10 protein-coding genes are annotated in these 18,814 nt (G+C 47.3%); 1 reads left to right on the top strand and 9 read right to left on the bottom strand.

The genetic code is table 11. The features are described from left to right. Position 1 precedes the first annotated feature (1 nt). The 9 genes from QFZ48_RS12065 to QFZ48_RS12025 all read right to left on the bottom strand — a co-directional run bounded on the left by QFZ48_RS12065 (position 2) and on the right by QFZ48_RS12025 (position 17,206). Positions 2 to 667, bottom strand: a complete 666-nt coding sequence (locus tag QFZ48_RS12065) for an ABC transporter ATP-binding protein (protein ID WP_429042704.1) — start codon at positions 665 to 667, stop codon at positions 2 to 4. A gap of 93 nt (positions 668 to 760) precedes the next feature. After that, complete coding sequence (locus QFZ48_RS12060; RefSeq protein WP_429042706.1) at positions 761 to 3,145, bottom strand: ABC transporter permease; 2,385 nt, start codon at positions 3,143 to 3,145, stop codon at positions 761 to 763. A 16-nt stretch (positions 3,146 to 3,161) separates the two neighbouring features. Next, entirely contained in the window at positions 3,162 to 5,558 is a 2,397-nt protein-coding gene (locus tag QFZ48_RS12055; protein ID WP_429062416.1) for an ABC transporter permease, read from the bottom strand. A gap of 71 nt (positions 5,559 to 5,629) precedes the next feature. Then, positions 5,630 to 8,023 (bottom strand): ABC transporter permease, encoded by a 2,394-nt coding sequence (locus tag QFZ48_RS12050; RefSeq protein ID WP_429062415.1) that lies wholly within the window; start codon positions 8,021 to 8,023, stop codon positions 5,630 to 5,632. 2 nt (positions 8,024 to 8,025) lie between these two features. Beyond that, positions 8,026 to 10,413, bottom strand: a complete 2,388-nt coding sequence (locus QFZ48_RS12045) for an ABC transporter permease (RefSeq protein ID WP_429042714.1) — start codon at positions 10,411 to 10,413, stop codon at positions 8,026 to 8,028. Between the two features lie 10 nt (positions 10,414 to 10,423). Beyond that, complete coding sequence (locus QFZ48_RS12040) at positions 10,424 to 12,781, bottom strand: FtsX-like permease family protein (protein ID WP_429042717.1); 2,358 nt, start codon at positions 12,779 to 12,781, stop codon at positions 10,424 to 10,426. Between the two features lie 2 nt (positions 12,782 to 12,783). Next, entirely contained in the window at positions 12,784 to 15,192 is a 2,409-nt protein-coding gene (locus QFZ48_RS12035; protein ID WP_429062414.1) for an ABC transporter permease, read from the bottom strand. Positions 15,193 to 15,221: 29 nt separating this feature from the next. Continuing rightward, a complete protein-coding gene (locus QFZ48_RS12030; RefSeq protein WP_079471266.1) occupies positions 15,222 to 15,911 on the bottom strand; it encodes an ABC transporter ATP-binding protein in 690 nt (229 codons plus the stop codon). Positions 15,912 to 15,958: 47 nt separating this feature from the next. After that, a complete protein-coding gene (locus tag QFZ48_RS12025) occupies positions 15,959 to 17,206 on the bottom strand; it encodes an efflux RND transporter periplasmic adaptor subunit (protein ID WP_429042722.1) in 1,248 nt (415 codons plus the stop codon). Between the two features lie 216 nt (positions 17,207 to 17,422). On the opposite strand from QFZ48_RS12025, the gene QFZ48_RS12020 reads away from it, so the two are divergent. After that, the gene (locus QFZ48_RS12020) at positions 17,423 to 18,772 is read left to right on the top strand and encodes a sigma-54-dependent transcriptional regulator (protein ID WP_429042725.1); all 1,350 of its coding nucleotides are present in this window, start codon (positions 17,423 to 17,425) and stop codon (positions 18,770 to 18,772) included. The last annotated feature ends 42 nt before the right edge of the window (positions 18,773 to 18,814 follow it).

Raw genomic sequence — 18,814 nt, 5'->3', positions numbered from 1 at the left:
CTTATGGCTGAATATGTCCATCGCGGATCTGGATAACGCGGTTGCCGTAGGTGGCATTCACGTCTGAGTGGGTTACCTGCACGATTGTAATTTTATCTTGTTCATTCAGGTGTTTAAACAGCTGCATGATCACTTTCGCCTGATCGGAGTGCAGGTTACCGGTGGGTTCATCGGCCAGGATCACCCGGGGTTCGGCCACAATAGCGCGGGCAATACCTACCAGTTGCTGCTGTCCGCCGGATAGCTGGTTGGGAAACAGGTCTTTTTTAGCTACCATATTAAAGCGGTCCAGTACATCTGCCACCCGGCTCTTTCTTTCTGAAGCTGGAATGTTCTTGTACAGTAACGGCGTTTCAATATTTTCGTACACGGTTAATTCGTCAATCAGGTGATAGGCCTGGAACACAAATCCAATGGAACCCCGGTGCAACTGGGTCCTTTTTTTCTCGTTCATCCTGTCCACACGCTCTCCTTCAAACAGGTATTGTCCTTCGGATGGTTCTTCCAGTAAACCCATAATATGCAGCAAGGTAGATTTCCCGGAACCGGAAGGCCCCATAATAGATACAAACTCGCCTTCATTGATAGTGAGGTCGATATCTTTCAGGATATAATTTTTTCCGAATCCAACCGGGTAATGCCTGGAAATTTTCTGCAATTGTATCATGATCGGTAATTTGTTTTTAATTTATGTTGATATTTTCTGCATATCGGCTCAGCAATATAATTAAAAGTAGCTGCTCCGGTTATCCAGATTAGTTTATTCTGATCTCAGGCTTTTAACCGGGTTCATTAATGCCGCCTTCACCGACTGCAAACTCACGGTGAGCAAAGCGATTACAATGGCGATAGTGCCTGCCAGGAGAAAGGTGCCTGCATGTAAACGGGTGTGATAGGCAAAGCCTTCCAGCCATTGATGCATAGCATACCAGGCAAACGGGGAAGCAATACAAAGCGATATCAGCACCAGCTTAATAAAATCTTTCGACAGCAACGCCACCACACTGGTGGCCGAAGCGCCCAACACCTTGCGGATACCCACTTCGCGGGTACGCTGTTCTGCAGTAAACGCAGCCAGCCCCAGTAAACCAAGGCAGGAAACAAGGATAATAACAATAGAAAAGGTTGATAAAATGGTACCGGTTCTGAATTCCGATTTATATAATCCGTTAAAGTCTTCGTCCATAAAATGATATCCGAAAGGCACAGCGGGCAGGTATTCCTTCCAGATCCTTTCTATCCCTGCTATCACCTGCTGCTGGTTATCTCCTGAAGTTTTGATGAGCACTTCCCCGAACCATTCATATTCCGGGAAAACAACGATGGGTTCAATTTTGCTTTTCATGGAGGCGAAGTGGAAATCCTTCATCACCCCTTTGATGGTTCCTGCGCGGCCATTCATCACCATGCGTTTTCCAACTGCCGTTTCAGCCGTCCAGCCCAACTGCTTTATGGCGGTTTCGTTAAGCAGGAAATGATATACCCGGTCTTTATCTTCCTTTAAAATATCCTGTACATCCGCGTCGGTTAAGTTTGCACCGGCCAGCAATGAAATTCCCATTGTTTGCAGGTAATCTTTCTCCACGGGGATCGCGGTAATATTCATACTGTAATCCGCCGGTTTTCCTTCCAGGTTACCAATAGTGTAGCCACCGCCCACTGATACCGGTGAGTCGTACGAGGCGCTGACGTATTTGATACCCGACTGTTGCAACAGCCTGCCCTTGAAGGCTTCCAGCATCTGCCGGTTAAAATTTTCTCCTGATAATACCAACACCTGCGACCTGTCCAGTCCTAATTTCTTTTGCTGAATATATTTTAGCTGGTTGCTCACCACCAATGTGCAGATGATAAAGAACACGGAAGCGGCAAACTGGAATACGACGAGGCTTTTACGGATGCTGCCACCTGAAGTGTGCATAACCCGTCCCTTTAATACCTGTACCGGCCGGAAGCCCGACAGGAACAAGGCCGGATAGGTACCTGCAAAAAAGGTGGTACAAAGAAAGACACCCGCCAGCCACAGGTAGATGTGATAGCTGTCCAGTCCGAGCTTCAGGGTGACGCCGGCCATATTGTTAAATACCGGCAATAATACCAACGCAATCATTATTCCCAGTACCACAGCGCAAAAGCTGATCAGCGTAGACTCGGCAATGAACTGCCAGAACAGCTGCCTGCGCACGGCGCCCAGGGCTTTCCGCACACCGATTTCACGGCCTCTTTCCGCGGAACGGGCCGTGGCGAGGTTCATAAAGTTGATACATGCAATCAGCAGCAATAGCGCGGCTATGATGGTAAGAATATAATTATAGCGGATATCCCCGCCAGCTTCTGTTGAATTAAGGGCAATAGAATGGAGATGAATTCCCGGTACGGACTCCGGCACAAAATCAAGCGTAACGCCACTCCTGGTAACACTCCCCATCTGTTCTTTTATCAGGTTCTGTAACCTCCCGTGCAGCGCGCCGGCAGTGGCTTTGCCGGCCATCTGTACGTAGGTGTAATCATTGGCTGAATTCCAGGTGTCTTGCCTACCCAGCGAGGCATAACTGGCTACAAAATCAAATTTCAGGTGGGTGTTCGCAGGAGCATCTATGGCTACACCGGTTACCTGGTATTCATTTTTGTTATTAATCTTCAGTGTTTTACCTACTATATCCGTGGTGCCAAAATACTTCCTGGCCATTGTTTCAGATAGTACCACCATATTGGGCCCGCTCAAAACAGTGGCTGCATTTCCTGCTATCAGCGGGAAAGAAAACATGTTGAAAAAAGCAGGATCTGCATAAAGAAACCCCTTCTCGTTCATTACCTTGTCGCCATAAGCCACCGTAGTAGCTGAAGGATAGGCCCTGGAGATGTATTTCACCTCCGGAAAATCCTTCATCACCGGCGCCAGTCCGCTCGGGGTGAGGGCGGTGTGGGTTACTTCCTGGTCTTTCTCGCCATAGTCGAAGCGGATACGATATAATTCCGTGGCATGTGCATGGAAGTTATCGTAGGTCCATTCATTCCTTAAATACAGCGCCAGCAGTATGAAACAGGCAATGCCCGCAGACAGACCGGTGATATTGATCGCCGAATACAGTTTACGTTTCTTCAGATTTCTTAAAGCTGTTTTCAGATAATTACGCCACATCATAGGTGATATTTTAATATTAATCCCTTGTTAAACTGTTTACCGGGTTTGCCAGCGCGGCTTTCACGGATTGCAGGCTCACGGTTAAGAATGCGATACATACCGCCATCAGCCCTGCTGCCCCGAATACCCACCAGTGAATGGTGGTATGGTATTCAAAGCCTTCCAGCCATTGATGCATGAAGTACCAGGCTGCCGGGGCGGCTATTAATACGGCTACGAGTACCAGGCGAAGAAAATCTTTCGATAACAGCATCACAATTCCACTCACTGATGCGCCCAATACTTTACGGATCCCGATTTCTTTTTTGCGGTGTGCCATCACCAGTACTGCAATAGCAAATAATCCCATGCAGGAAATGATAACGGCGAGTACCGCCCCGCTCATAAATATCTTTGAAAACCGTTGTTCCTGTGTATATAGCCGTTGTGCATTTTCATCGAGGAAAGAAGGATCACTTTCCGACAGCTCATTAATTCCCTTCCAGAGTGCAGTGATCTTTTTCAGTGATGCCACCGGGTTGGATGTTTCTACTTTAACGAAGATATAATTCAGGGGAGCGTTCATGATCATCACCAGCGGACTGATTTTCTTATGTAATGATTCAAAGTGATAATCTTTCACCATGCCGATCACGTGTAACGGCGGCTCGTCCTCGCTCATGCGGAAGCTTACGCCTATAGGATCAGTTACGCCTAATTGTTTCGCCATCAGTTCATTGATCACCACGGCGTTACTGTCTGTTCCATACTCCCGGGAGAAATCGCGGCCGGATAATATTTTCAGGTCCAGTGTTTTGGCGTAGTCGTAATCTACTGCGAGGCATTGCGTGGAAACATGGCGATCTTTATACATAAAGCCCCTGGTCCAGTTGCCGGAAGACCCGTCCTTTCCCAGCCCGAGGTTTAACATGCTGCCACTCACGCTTCTTACTTCGCTCAGCTCTGTGAGCCTGTTTTTCATGGAAGTGATATCAGACGGCGTAGCATTATCAAGCGGGATGCTGATCACCTGGGATGAGTTGTATCCTAACGGGGCCGACTGTATGAAATTAAGCTGTTGCCAGATGATGGAGGTACAGCTGATCAGCACCACTGCTACCATAAACTGTACTATAATAAGCACGTTGCGCACCCCGCTGCTTTTACCCATACCCAGCTTGCCTTTCAGCACCTCCAGGATATTGAGTCGCGCTACTTTCCAGGCGGGATAACCACCTGCCAGTAATGTGATCACGAAGAAACCGGCAATGGCGCCGGCTAACACCCAAATATTACGGAAGATGCCCAATGCAATATGATGCCCAAACACCTGGTTGTAATAAGGCAGCAGCAGGATCATCAGGCCAAGGCTCAGTACCAGTGCAAAGCAGCACAGGAGAAAAGCTTCTGCCCAGAACTGCAGCAGCAGCTGGCCATTTTGTGCACCCAGCGATTTCCGCAATCCTATTTCACCGCTGCGGGCAAAGGATCTGGCAATGGAAAGGTTTATAAAATTGATAGCGGCTATACTGATGATCAGCGTAGCAAGGATGATCATCAGCCAGGGATAAAATTTATTCAGGCCACTGTAAAAAGTACTCTCTGCATTGAGGTGAAAATCTTTCAGCGGCAATCCTTTCAGGTAAAATACATTTTTAACGCCACCCGCATTCTTTTGAAGGTCTTCTATCTTCCCTTTATAATATTTGTTCACCACCACACTCATATTTTTCTCGAAAGAAGTTTTACTGACGCCAGGTTCCAACTGAACAAACAGTGGAAAATTAGAGGCGCTCCAATCGTTTTTGGTGATGTTATACTCCGGTTCATTCTCAAACCGTGTGAGTAATTCGAAGCCCATTCCAGAATTATCGGGGATATCTGCTGCTATTGCGCTTACAATGAAAGGCTGCCATTTACCGCCCAGGTTCAGTTCCACCGTTTGGCCTACCGGATCGGTATCTTTAAACAGTATGCCGGAAGCGCGTTTTGTGAGCACCACCTGGTTCAGCTGCTGCAGTGCGCTATTCTTATCTCCCTTTAGCAGTGGAAAGGTGAACATCTTCAGAAAATCCTTGTCTACCATTTGCGCACCCAGGTAATAGTGGTTGGTACCATATCTTACAGGCACGTTATACCCGGCTATAAAAGTGGTATACTTTACTCCCGGTACTTCTTTCTGCAAAGCTACTGCCAGTGGCTTCGACATACTGGCGCCTGTTTTTACCTGGCCTCCGGTATCTTGCACGCCAATCAGCTGGTATATATCTTCTCCATTTTTATGAAAATTATCGTAGGTCCATTCCCGGTATGCGGTAAGAGACAAAAGCAATGCAGCACATAATGCGGTACTCATTCCCACGATGTTAACCGCAGCAAACACTTTCTGTTTCCGCAAATTCCTCCAGGCAATTTTTAAATAGCTCTTTAACATACGGTTATATTTAAAGTGATAAAAATAAAAGCAGGGCGTGTAGACACACACTCTGATTTGCTGTTCACTTGTTATTCAATTTTTAATGCGTTTACCGGGTTCCCGACGGCGGCTTTTACGGTTTGCAGGCCGATGGCCAGTAACGCTGTTGTTACGGCGATAATGGCAGCCAATATAAACATCCAGGGTTGCAGATCGATGCGGAAAGCAAATTGCTGTAACCATTGCCGCATCAGGTACCACGCCACCGGTGAGGCAATCACTAATGCGATCACTACTAACCGGATAAATTCTTTCGACAGTAAGGTGGTAATCTGCGCCACACTGGCGCCCAATACTTTACGCACGCCAATTTCGCGTGTACGCTGCTCAGCCGAAAAGGCTGCCAGTCCCAGTAATCCCAGTGCCGATATCAGCACGGTGAGTACCGTAAACCAGCCAAAGATCCCGGCCAGCCGGTCTTCCGCAGTATACAACCTGCCAAATGCTTCATCCAGGAAGGTATATTCAAAAGGTTCCTGCATATCATACGCAGCATATATCTTTTGTATTTTCGCCATCAGGGCAGGCATATTCTGTTTTGGCGCCACTTTTACAAACATGCATCCTGGGCTGTTAGCGCCCCATAAAGCGGTATTATCCTTCTCCACATTTATGCCCAGCGGGGTGATGGCTGAATGCAATGATTTATAGTGAAAGTTTTTTACTACGCCAATCACCTCTACCTTCTTATCTCCTAAATTTATATACTTCCCCAACGGATATCCCGAAAAACCAAAGCTTTCCACGGCAGATTCATTCAGCACTATTTTATCCGGCATGCCCAGCTGTGTGGAATCTGCCGGCGGAAATTTCCATTGCAGTCCTGTTAACCCAAACAGGGAATGATCCATGCTGAGCATAGACAACGCCATTGGCGGACGGTTACCTTCTCCCATCACAAACCACATATCGTAACCGCCATACAACGGATAACGGGCTGTAGCCGTTTGCTGCACACCATTCAAAGCAGCCACCTGCTGCCGGTAAGCCTGGTAGTGATTCCCCATAGAGCCCTGAAATGGCAGCATTACCACGTTCTCTTTATTGATGCCGGTTGCAGCATGACGGAAGAAATACAGCTGCCGGTTAATAACAATGCTGCAAATGATGAGCACTGCTGCGGTTCCAAACTGCAATACCGTTAATACTTTCCTTACGGAGGCGCCGCCGCTTACGCGACTCATCTTCCCCGACAAAATGTAAACAGGATTATAACGGGAAAGAACAAACGAAGGATAACTGCCTGCCAGTAAAATAGTGATCAGCAATAACAGCACATAAATCATGAGTACTACCGGGTGGTAAAGAAAGCTTACATCCACCTTCAGCTGCAGCAGGTTGAAGAACCAGGGGCGTAATAACTGGCACAACAACAGCGCCAGGCAAAATGCCAGGAAAGCATAGAGGGCCGATTCTACATAAAATTGTTTGGCAATGTTTTTATGATCGGCGCCCAGCGATTTCCGCACCCCTATTTCACGGGCGCGCATCGTTGCCCGGGCGGTGGAAAGACTCATATAGTTAATCAATGCCATCAGCAGGATCAGCGCTGCTACCAGGGGAAACAACTTCAGATATCGAAGATTAAACCCCGGGCTGAAATTAGCATCAGTATGCATCCGGGTGATGGGTACCATCACCGCTCTCCCCTGATCCAACTGAGCAGCTATCAGCCGGTCGATATTTTGTACTACGGCGGCTGCGTGAGCGGGATCATCCAGCTTTAGGAACACTTTAAAAAAGACGCCGGCAAATCCACGTTCGCCGGAAATAATTTCCCTCATTGATTCGATGCCGGCCATACTGGAATACGACAACAGTATATTAGCCTGGATACTGGAATTGGAAGGTGCATCGGCCATTACTCCTGATACCTGGAAAATGTACTTGCCATTATATCGCAGCTGTTTTCCTATTACATCTGTACTTCCAAAATATTTCCTGGCAGTGGAAGCCGAAATTACCGCTGTAAAAGGCTGCTTCAATACCTCATTCTTATCACCGAACAGCAAGGGGAAAGAGAAAAAGCTGAAGTAGTTGGCGTCTGTAAACCAGGTGTCACGCTCCTCGCTTTTAATATTGGGATTGGCCACACTCTGCATGATAATGGATTCGCTGGCGAGGTTGCCCATGCGGATATAACTCTCCACGGCCGCGTTCTGTTGCTGGATAGAGGCTGCCGTTGTTGCGTTAAAACGCTCCAGCTGCATCGTATCTTTCTCCAGTTTAATCTTCTCAAACAGTGAATAAATCCTGGAACTATCTTTATGAAAACGATCATAGCTCAGCTCATGCACTACATACAACATAATCAGCATGCAGGCGCACAAACCCGCTGCCAGCCCACCGATATTGATGAAGCTGTACAGCTTTCTTTTTGCAAGATTGCGCCAGGCAAGTTTTATGTAGTTGAATAGCAGCATAGTCAATCATTTCTCAGGTTATCTGCCGGATTCACTTCAATAGCTCTCCAGGTTTGTGAAAAAATGGTAATCAGTGCCAGGAATACCAGGAACAGGAAACTTCCCAGCATTGCCAAAATGCCCGTGCTTACCCGGTAAGCAAATATCTGCAGGAAAAGCAGGCTGCCTATATATCCCAGTGGCAGGGCAATACAGCCTGCTATGACGATTAATTTTATATAGCTTTTAGACAACAGCATTAATAGCCCCGCTGCACTGGCGCCCAGTACTTTGCGGATAGCGATTTCCTTTCTGCGGGTAAAAGAGGTGTAGGCTACAATGCCCAGCAACCCTAATGCAGCTATCAAGGTGGTAATGAATACCAGGAAACCCAGCATGGAAATTACTTCTCTCCCATTCCGGCTTCGGAGTTGTTCATCCATCCATTCCGACGTGAATACTTCTCCGGGATGCATGGCTGTCCATACTTTTTTTACGTCCGCTACCTGCTGCTCTTTATCTCCTTTCAGCATCGCTAATTGCAGCTGACGGAATTCGTTGGGAGCAAAACGGATCGCCATCGGGCGGATATTTACTTCTATCGGCTGGAAGTTGAAATCTTTCACTACACCAACAATGCTTACGGGAAGGGAATCCGACAGGAACAGTGTTCTTCCGATAGCATCTGCCGGTGATTTTATACCCATTATACTAACCGCCTTTTCGTTGACGATAATATATTGTTCTTTTTCAGCAGAAGCGGATTCAGGGAAAGTAGTGCCCGCCAATAGTTTCAGGTGCATTACTTTGAGGAAGTCCGCATCTCCGGCATAATAGCCAAACTCCATCCTGTCTTTGCTGTCGCCGGTACGGATAACGCAGAAGTTACAATGTCTTGGCATGCCTAACGTTCCGGAGCTGGCTGTTGCCGTTGTCACTTCCTTCAATTGCATCATGCGTTCCTTCATCCGTTGAAAGTCCACATCTGCCAGCGGAACATTGAGGATATCTTCACGGTAGAAGCCCATGTCCTTAATGGCTTTGTAATGGAACTGACGATAAACGGTGACCAGGAAGATGATCGCGGTTAACGATAAGGAAAACTGGATGACGATAAGTGTTTTCCGCAATCCCAATCCGCCAAAAAGTTTAATGTCGATAAGGTTCTTTAACACCTTAGCCGGCTGAAAGGCGGATAAAGCCCATGCCGGGATAGCCCCGGCTACTATGCCAATAACGATGCTAAATAACAGGAACAACAGGAGCAGCCTGGGTTCGAGGAGGTTGTTATCAGGAACAGGTAATCCGCTGAAATGAGTGGACTGCATCAGCATCAGCAGTAAAACCGCCATGATCAGCGACAATATGCACATGATCACAGATTCTGTAATAAACTGTAGGAATATCTGCCAGCGCTGGGCACCGTTTACCTTTCGCACGCCTACTTCTTTAGCCCGCTGCAGGGAACGTACAATAGATAAATTGGTATAGTTAAAGCAGGCGCAGATAATCAGTCCCAGCGCTACGCCTATTTCCGCGAGTAATTTGCCCCAGGGCGGTGTACCGCCGATATCGTCCATCAGCTCCTGCGACGGTGTGATTTTGCCGAGTGCCTGTGGTTCGAAAGCCATGCTGCCCTGCCCTTTCTGCACCAGCCCGTCGTAGCGATGGGCCTGGTCCTTCAGCGCCGACTCCAGGGCGGATACCTTTTCGCCGCGGCGCAGCACCACATAGGTGTAGCTGCTCTGTACCTGGTCCCAGTTATTCAGCTTATCCGGCAATACTTTGCTTTGTTCCAGTAAAGGCACGGACGACATTGCCGCAAAGGCTTCGTAATCGATATGGGATTTGGAGGGAGCAGGTTCCATTACGCCACTAACGATAAAGCTGCCAAAGCGATCGAACAGGATTACCTTTCCCATTGGATCAGTGGTCCCAAAAAACCGTTGGGCGGTTTCTGCGGTAAGCACAATGCTGTTGGGCGTAAGCAGAGCCGTGCGGGGATTACCCGCAGCCAGTTTAAAGCCAAACACCTCAAAGAAGGAAGGTGTGGCAAATGCACCATAGATATGGATCTTCTTCTTATCTATTTTCCCGTCTCCATTTAAAGCACCATATAAGGTGGCCTCATTTTCAACGGCAGCATAATTATTTTTTAATGCCGCTCCCATTGGTAATGGCACACTGGCCATATGATATTTTCTGCCATCCGGCGTTTGTGCATGGGTAGTGATTCTCCAGGTACGCGAAGCAGCAGGATGAAAATTATCATAACTGAAATTTTCCCTGACAGATATCAATACGATCAAGCATACTGTCATGCTCACAGCCAGCCCGGCGATGTTGATAAAGGTAAACAACCTTTGCCGCTGCAGATTTCTGAATGTTATGACGATATAACGCTTAAACATATACGTTAAATTATTCGGCTTTTAAAGACTTTACAGGGTTGGCCATGGCGGCTTTCACCGACTGGAAACTCACAGTTGCCAGGGCTATCACCACTGCCAGTAAGCCAGCAATGATAAAGATCCAGGCAGATAAATTTGTATGATATGCAAATCCGGATAACCAGTTATTCATCATGTACCAGCTGATAGGCGTGGCCAGTAAGATACCAATGATCACCAGGGTCAGGAATTCTTTTGAAAGCAAACGGGTAACGTTCATTACGGAAGCACCTAATACTTTCCGGATACCAATTTCCTTCCTGCGCTGTTCCGCAGTAAAAACAGATAGTCCGAACAGCCCCAGGCAGGAAATCATTACCGCTACTACCGCAAATACCTGCGCCAGTTTACGTAGCATCGTTTCCGACCTGTACATGTTATCAAAAGTTTCATCGAGGAAGTGATAGGCTACCGGGTAGCCGGCATTCAGCGTAGTGAATACTTTTTCCACTGCGGCCACCTGGCTGGAAACTTCTCCTTTTGCCAGGCGGATCATCATGTAATTATTATCTTTCGGCTCCAGCATCATCACCATCGACGAAATATTTTCCCTCATAGAGGCAAAATGATAATCTTTTACCACGCCGATGATGGTGCCTTTCCCCTTCCAGAAACTGATTTGTTTTCCTACAGGGTCCTTCATTCCCATTACACGGGCGGCGGTTTCATTGATGATATAGGCAGCGGAGTCCGAAGCAAAGTCCCGGGAGAAATCACGGCCTTCCTTCATCGTCATTCCCATGGTGGAAACATAGTCGTATCCTACCTGCTGCGGCGCGGTATTTACAATCAGCTTATCCGGCTTTCCTTCCCAGCTCAGGTCGGCACTTGAGCCGCCAATAGACAATGGCAGGAAACTGTTGTAGGTAAATGACTTCACCTGCGGCAGCTGCGACATTGATTGCTCAATCGCCTGTTGGTTTGCGGCAAAGCCTTCGCCCAATTCCACATACATTACATTTTCCTTGTCAACCCCCAGGTTACGGTGGTAGATGTACTGCATCTGGTTGTAGATCACTACGCTGCTCACAATAAAAATGAAAGAGAGCACGAACTGCAATACCACCAGGTTTTTCCGGAACAGGGAAGCTCCGCTCCCGCTGCTCAAATCACCTTTCAATACCTTCACCGGGAGGAAACGCGATAACACAAAAGCAGGATAGCTGCCTGCCAGCAAGCCAGTGATCAATATTACACCTAACAGCCCCACCAGGTACTTAACAGTAACAGACAGCGTAAACGTAATATGCTTGCCGGTAAAATTATTGAATACCGGCATCAGTAAGTACACCACTACTGCTGCGGCAACAGCCGCTATAGCGCACATCAGGATTGCTTCGCCGGTAAACTGCAACATCAGCGAAAGCCTGGAAGCGCCCATCGATTTACGCACGCCTACTTCACGGGCTCTTTTAGATGCCTGTGCAGTGGAAAGGTTCATGAAATTGATACAGGCAATGGCCAGTACAATAAGCGCCGTGATGAAAAACAAACGTACATATTCAATTCTTCCACCGGCTACTTTTCCATTTTCATATTTTTCATGCAGATAGGTATCTTCAAAAGGTTGCAGCCATACTTCATTCTTATTACCAGGGTTGAGTTTAGCGTAATGTTGCTGCATCTTTGCGGTGAGGCGGGGAATATCTGTTCCGGCTTTCACCACCATGTAATTAGAAATACTGTAGCTGCCCGGCCTCAACAGCCAGGGATCCTGCTTCAGGGAAAGCGCAAAGGGCAGTATAAAGTCGAACTGAATGGACGATGCAGCGGGCACATCTTTCACGATAGCTGTTACCTGCAGCGCTTTGTTCTTTTCCACGTTAATGATCTTTCCTACAAGATCGGTGGTACCGTAATATTTTTTTGCAAATGATTCCGTCAGTACAATAGATTCCGGCTGCGTCAATGCGGTATGCTTATCTCCTGCTACTACCGGGAAGTCCATCTCTTCCAGCAGGTTAGAGGTAGCGAATATGTAATTTTTTTCCAGCGCGGATCGCTGCGCTGTTTTAAACAGCAGATTGCTGTTGGTCACCCGGACTTTCACATTCGCCATGATCTCCGGGAAATTACTTTTCAGATCATCCGCCAGTACAGTTGGTGTGACAGTCATGGTGCGTATACCGCCCCAGTCCACATTCGCCTGCAGCCGGTAAATATTCTTGCCATTTGAATGGAACTTATCAATACTATATTCGTCTAAAACCCAGCAGAGGATAAACATGCACACCGCCATGCCAAAGGCCAATCCTGCAATATTCACAGCAGCGAAAAACTGGCTTCTTTTCAGATTCCTCCAGGCAATTTGGAAATAGTTTTTAATCATGTTTATTCGGATCTAAGTGATTTAACCGGGTTCATTAACGCCGCTTTTATGGATTGCAAACTAACGGTACACAATGCAATCAGCACCACCATTCCAGCGGTGAGTAAAAACACCCACCATTCCACGTGCACCCTGAAAGCAAAGTTTTGCAGCCATTTTTCCATTCCGTACCAGGCTATGGGAGAAGCGATACAGATCCCTATCAAAACCAGTTTGAGAAAGTCTTTAGATAACAACAGTGAAATATTGGCAATAGAAGCACCCAGCACTTTGCGGATACCGATTTCTTTTGTACGCTGCCGGGAAATGAGCATAGACAATCCCAGGAGGCCCATACAGGCTATAAAGATGGCGAGGCCGGAGAAGATACCGAATAATTTGCCCAGTGTACGTTCAGATGCATACTGTGCCTGTATATCATCTTCCACAAAAGTGAAATTAAATGGCACATCGGGAATCATACTGTTCCATGCGGCTTCCACACGTTTTAATATAGCCTTTTGATCGCCTGCTGCAAGCCGCAGGGTAATGATCGCTACTTCATCCTGCCTTACCAGGTAGACGATAGGCTCTACCGGCATTTGCAGGGAGCGGAGATTGAAATCTTCTACCACTCCTATAATGGTACCATGTCTTTCCATATACCCGGGTCGCCACTCAATCCGTTTGCCTACTGCATCATCCTTAAAGCCTAACTGTCGTGCAGCGGCCTGGTTAACGATATAGGCATCGGAAGAATCAGTAGCCAGCGCAGGGTCAAAATCACGTCCGGCCACCAGTTTGATGCCGGTTGTTTTGAGCAGGTCGAAATCCGATTGAATGATTCCTGCAACAAAGCCGTCTTTATCATCTCCCCCTTCACGTACTATCGGGTTGTTATTAAACACACCACTGCCCATTAAAAAATTATGCATGGAAGCCTGCTGCACACCCGATTGGTTTAAGAAGGCGGATTTCAGCAAGGCAACTTTGGCGCCATCCACGCCGGAGAGGTATATATTTACGAGGTGTTCTTTATCGAATCCGAGGTTTTTTGTTTGCCAGTAGCGGAGCTGGGAAAATACCACCACCGTGGAAATGATCAATGCCACGGCTACCGCAAATTGCGCCACCACTAATCCACGGCGTACCAGCACACGGGAGCCGGAGGTAACAAAATTCCCTTTCAATACGCGTACGGGTATCAGCCCGGACAGGTAGAGCGCAGGATAGCTACCGGCCACCAGGCCCACCAATAATACCAGCAATAATAAGCCGGCATATAAAAAACTATCTGCGGAAGAAAGCAACAGCAATTGTTTGCCGGTAATAGTATTAAACAATGGCATCGCCAATCCTACCAGCAAAATAGCCAGCACAAAAGAGATAAGGCTGATCACCAGTGATTCTGTAAGAAATTGCAGGATAAGGCTTTTTCTTTCAGCGCCCAGTACTTTACGCAGCCCCACTTCTTTTGCTCTTTCATGTGCCCGCGCAGTGGTGAGATTCATAAAGTTGATACAGGCAATCAGGATCAGGAAAACCGCGATAGCAATGTATAACCAGATCAACGGGGAATTATCTATTCCTTTATCGCCCTGCGGGTGCAGATGTACATGCTGAATGGGTTGTAATTCCAGCGCAAACTGTATGTTATGCTTTTTCAGTATTCGACCAATATGAGTAGATACAAAAGTGGCCAGTTCTTTGGTAAGTTTAGCAGGATCTGCGTGGTCTGCCAGCTGCACATAAGTAACATTATTGCCAAACATGAACCACTGTTTTTCCATATCGGTGCCCGCTTTTAATGCTTCTTTCAGCATGGTGGGGTACGATATGATCATGGTCATGCGGAGATCTGTATTGGATGGAAAGTCCTTAGCCACACCGGTTACCGTGCAGCTGTAACCATTGCCTACCTTTATCAGTTTTCCAATGGGCGATTCATTTCCAAAGTATTTTTTTGCAGCAGATGCAGTTAATACGATGGAGTATGGTTCTTTTAAAACGGTAGCCGGATTTCCTTCCAGCAGCGGATAATTGAAAAACCGGAAGAAAGGTTCATCGGCAAAGCCTGTATTTTCTTCCCATATTCTTTTATCTCCTGCAGTATAGAGGGTATTTCCCGGTGCGTAAATACGTACTGCTTCTTTGATGCTGCTGATATCTTTTTTCAGATTGGGGCCAACAGGAAACTGGGTAGCCGCGTCATGTTCGGTATTACCTGTGGGACGGGTAGTTTGAGTTGTAACGCGGTAGAGACGGTCCGCATTATGGTGGAACCTGTCAAAACCCAGCTCATCGCGCACATACAGCGTAATCAGTATGCAGCAGGCCATGCCTACAGCCAGCCCGGAGATATTGATCACCGTAATGAACTTATGACGCTGTAAATGACGAACAGCAATTTTGAAATAGTTCCGAAACATCATGATGTGGTTTTAGAATGGCGGAAAAAAAATCACACATGAAACTGCTCCTTGATATTCTCTGTCACCACGCGTCCATCAAACAGGTTGATAATACGGTGTGCAAACCCTGCATCATATGGGGAGTGTGTTACCATGATCAGGGTGGTGCCGGAGTTATTCAACTCCTGCAATAACTTCATTACTTCTTCCCCGTTGGTGGAGTCCAGGTTACCTGTAGGCTCATCTGCCAATATCAGGTTAGGTTTGGCCACCACGGCGCGGGCAATAGCTACTCTTTGTTGCTGACCACCGGACAGCTGCTGCGGGAAGTGGTTGCGGCGGTGCATAATGTTCATGCGTTCCAGCACCTCTTCTACCTTCACCTTTCTTTCAGCGGCAGGAACTTTCAGATAAAGTAAGGGTAACTCCACGTTCTCGAAAACGGTGAGTTCATCGATCAGGTTAAAGCTCTGGAACACGAAACCAATAGAGCCTTTGCGGAGCTGTGCCCTTTGTCTTTCACTCATACGCGCTACTTCCTTATCCCAGAAGTGATACTCGCCATCGCTGGGGTTATCCAGCAAACCCAATATGTTCAGCAAAGTGGATTTGCCGCAACCGGAGGGCCCCATGATCGCCACAAATTCTCCATCCTGCACTTCCATGTTAATACCATTGAGAGCAGTGGTTTCTACCTCTTCTGTTGTAAACAGCTTCTGTAAGTTAACAGTGCGTATCATATGTGTTTTTAATTTTAAATGCTAGTTTATATAAAAAAATGGATGAACTAAAAGGATAAAACATCTTTGTTTCCGAAATTCTCATAGGAAGAAGTAATTACCTGGTCGCCTGGCTGCAGGCCCTCCAGTACTTCAAAATATAGTGGATTTTTACGGCCCAGCGAAATATTACGTTTTACTGCGCGGTTGCCGCTTTTATCTACTACGTATACCCAGTTACCACCGGTGTCGGAGAAAAATCCGCCGAGCGGTAAAAGGATAGCTTCTGCGGACTTACCCAATACAAGGCGGATAGGAGAGGATTGTCCACGGCGGATACCTTCCGGCGTATCTTTTTGAAAGGTCATATCGGCCTGGAAACGGCCGCTTTTTACTTCAGGATATACCTTTGTAACCAGCATTTCGTAAGATTTCCCATCGAATTCGAAGGTGGCTTTCAACCCGGCAAATACCTGGGAAACATAATGTTCGTCTATATCGGCGCGTAGTTTAAAACCATTCAGGTCATCGATCTGGCCAATATTCTGGCCGGCGGTGATGCTGGAACCAACTTCCACATCGATGGAAGAGAGCTGCCCGGATACCGGGGCGCGGACAATCAGGCTGTTCAGATTTTCCCGCATCAGGTCCAGGTTGCGCTGGGTTCTGGCCAGGGTGCCTTCCAGCTGGGTAATCTGCATTTTGGCATTGTCCTGCTGGTACTTCTGGGATTGCAGCTGGATATCTTTCTGACGCAGGAGTCCTTCCAGTTCAAACTTGTTTTTGTTGAATTCCTGGCGGGCCACGATCTTTTCTTCCACCAGTTGCTTGTTCCGGTCGTACAGGTCCTGTGCAGCGGCTATCTTGGCGTCAATGTCTGAAATGGTTTGCTGCATGGTAAATTCCTGCTGGCGGATGCTCAGGCGGGTATTCTGCAGTTCGTTGCGTAAACGGTAGATCTCTGTTTCATGGTTTACGAAGTCCATCATCATGTGCTGGTTGTCCAGCCGCAGGATAGAGTCGCCTTCCTTTACCATACTACCGCCATCCAGGTACTTGCGGCTTACATATCCGCCTTCAATGGCATCCAGGCGGATGGTTTTCAGGGGCATTACCACTGCGGTAACGGCAATATATACGTCAAAGGTTCCTTTCTTTACTGTAGAGATAGTGATCTTGTCTTTTTCTACATTCAGGGTGGCCCTATGATCTGCAAAAAGCAACGTGTACAACAGCAGCATTACTACTACTGCTCCGCCACCTATCATCAGGATGCGCTTTTTATTCCAAAACTTCTTTTCTAATTTTCTATCCATGTTCTTTAGCGAAAAGTTTGCTGACCGGAGAAAGTCAATCCACATGCCAAAGCTGAAAACCTTTTACCAGCAATACTTTCAAGGAAAAATGGTTTAAAAAAACGTCCTTTGCCGGACAAGCGGTGTCCATAATCGGACACTTTTAAAAGTTCCTGAAATTAGCTGTGGGTTTGAAAGAATCTTTGTTTAATATTGTCACCTATTCACCATTCGCATATGACTACCATGCAACCAGGAAAGATTTTAATTGTTGATGATGATGTAGATGTTTTACGTGCGGCCCGCCTGTTACTCAAAAGACATTTCGAACAGGTTGATTTTGAGAAGAATCCGCAAAAAATCCCTTATCTCGTATCCAACTTCGATTACGATGTAATCCTGCTGGATATGAACTTTACCCGCGACCTGAGCAGCGGAAAAGAAGGCTTTGAATGGCTGGACCGGATCCTGGATATAAAACCGGAAACGGCCGTTGTATTGTTCACTGCTTATGGCGACGTGGAAATGGCGGTAAGGGCCATCAAGGCCGGTGCGGTTGACTTTGTGCTCAAACCCTGGGAAAACGAAAAGCTCCTGGCCACTATTCAAACTGCCTATAACAAACGTGCAGCCCAACAGGATAAACCTCCCGCTGCCGTACATCATCCGGGCAACCAGGTAATCGGCAAAAGCCCCGGCATGCTGGCCGTATTTGATACCGTATCCAGGGTAGCTGCCACGGATGCCAATATCCTCATCCTCGGCGAAAACGGTACCGGTAAGGATATGCTGGCCCGCCAGATACATGCACAGTCGAACCGGAGCAGCAAACCCTTCGTAAGCGTAGACCTCGGCGCCATCAGCGAAACACTGTTTGAAAGTGAACTGTTTGGCCACGTAAAAGGCGCCTTCACTGATGCCCGCGAAGACCGCGCCGGCCGCTTTGAAGAAGCCAACGGCGGCACCATCTTCCTGGATGAAATAGGAAACATCTCCATCCCCTTCCAGGCAAAACTGCTTACCGTGTTGCAAAACAGGTCAGTTACAAAAGTAGGCTCCAATAAAAGTATACCCATCGACGTTAGACTGATCTGCGCCACCAATCGCAACATTTCGCACATGGCTTCGCAACACCTGTTCAGACAGGATCTGCTCTATCGTATCAATACCATTGAAGTACACCTGCCGCCACTGCGCGAACGTGTGGAAGATATCATCCCGCTGGCAGAACACTTCCTGCAGCTGTACCGCGATAAATATAAACGCCCGGTAAACAGCATGCACGAATCACTCATCACGCAACTGCAGCGCTACGACTGGCCCGGCAACATCCGCGAACTGCAACATGCGCTGGAAAGAGCTGTTATCCTATCACAGGGAAAAACCCTCCAGCCAAAGGATGTATTTGTAAAAAACAATAACAACGCAGATCAGGCGATGGACACCGGCTATAACCTGGAAGAAATGGAACGCAACATCATTTCCCAGGCCATGAAAAAATGCAACGGCAACATCACCGAAGCCGCCAAAGAGCTGGGACTTAGCAGGGCCGCACTTTACAGAAGACTGGAAAAATATAACATATAGCCGTTGGCTTTCAGCGGTTAATAATCACTGAAAGCCAAACAG

This window comes from Chitinophaga sp. W2I13, assembly GCF_050434005.1.
GTDB lineage: Bacteria > Bacteroidota > Bacteroidia > Chitinophagales > Chitinophagaceae > Chitinophaga.
The sequence above is the reverse complement of the archived record's forward strand: the minus strand, read 5'-3'. Positions and strand labels throughout refer to the sequence as shown.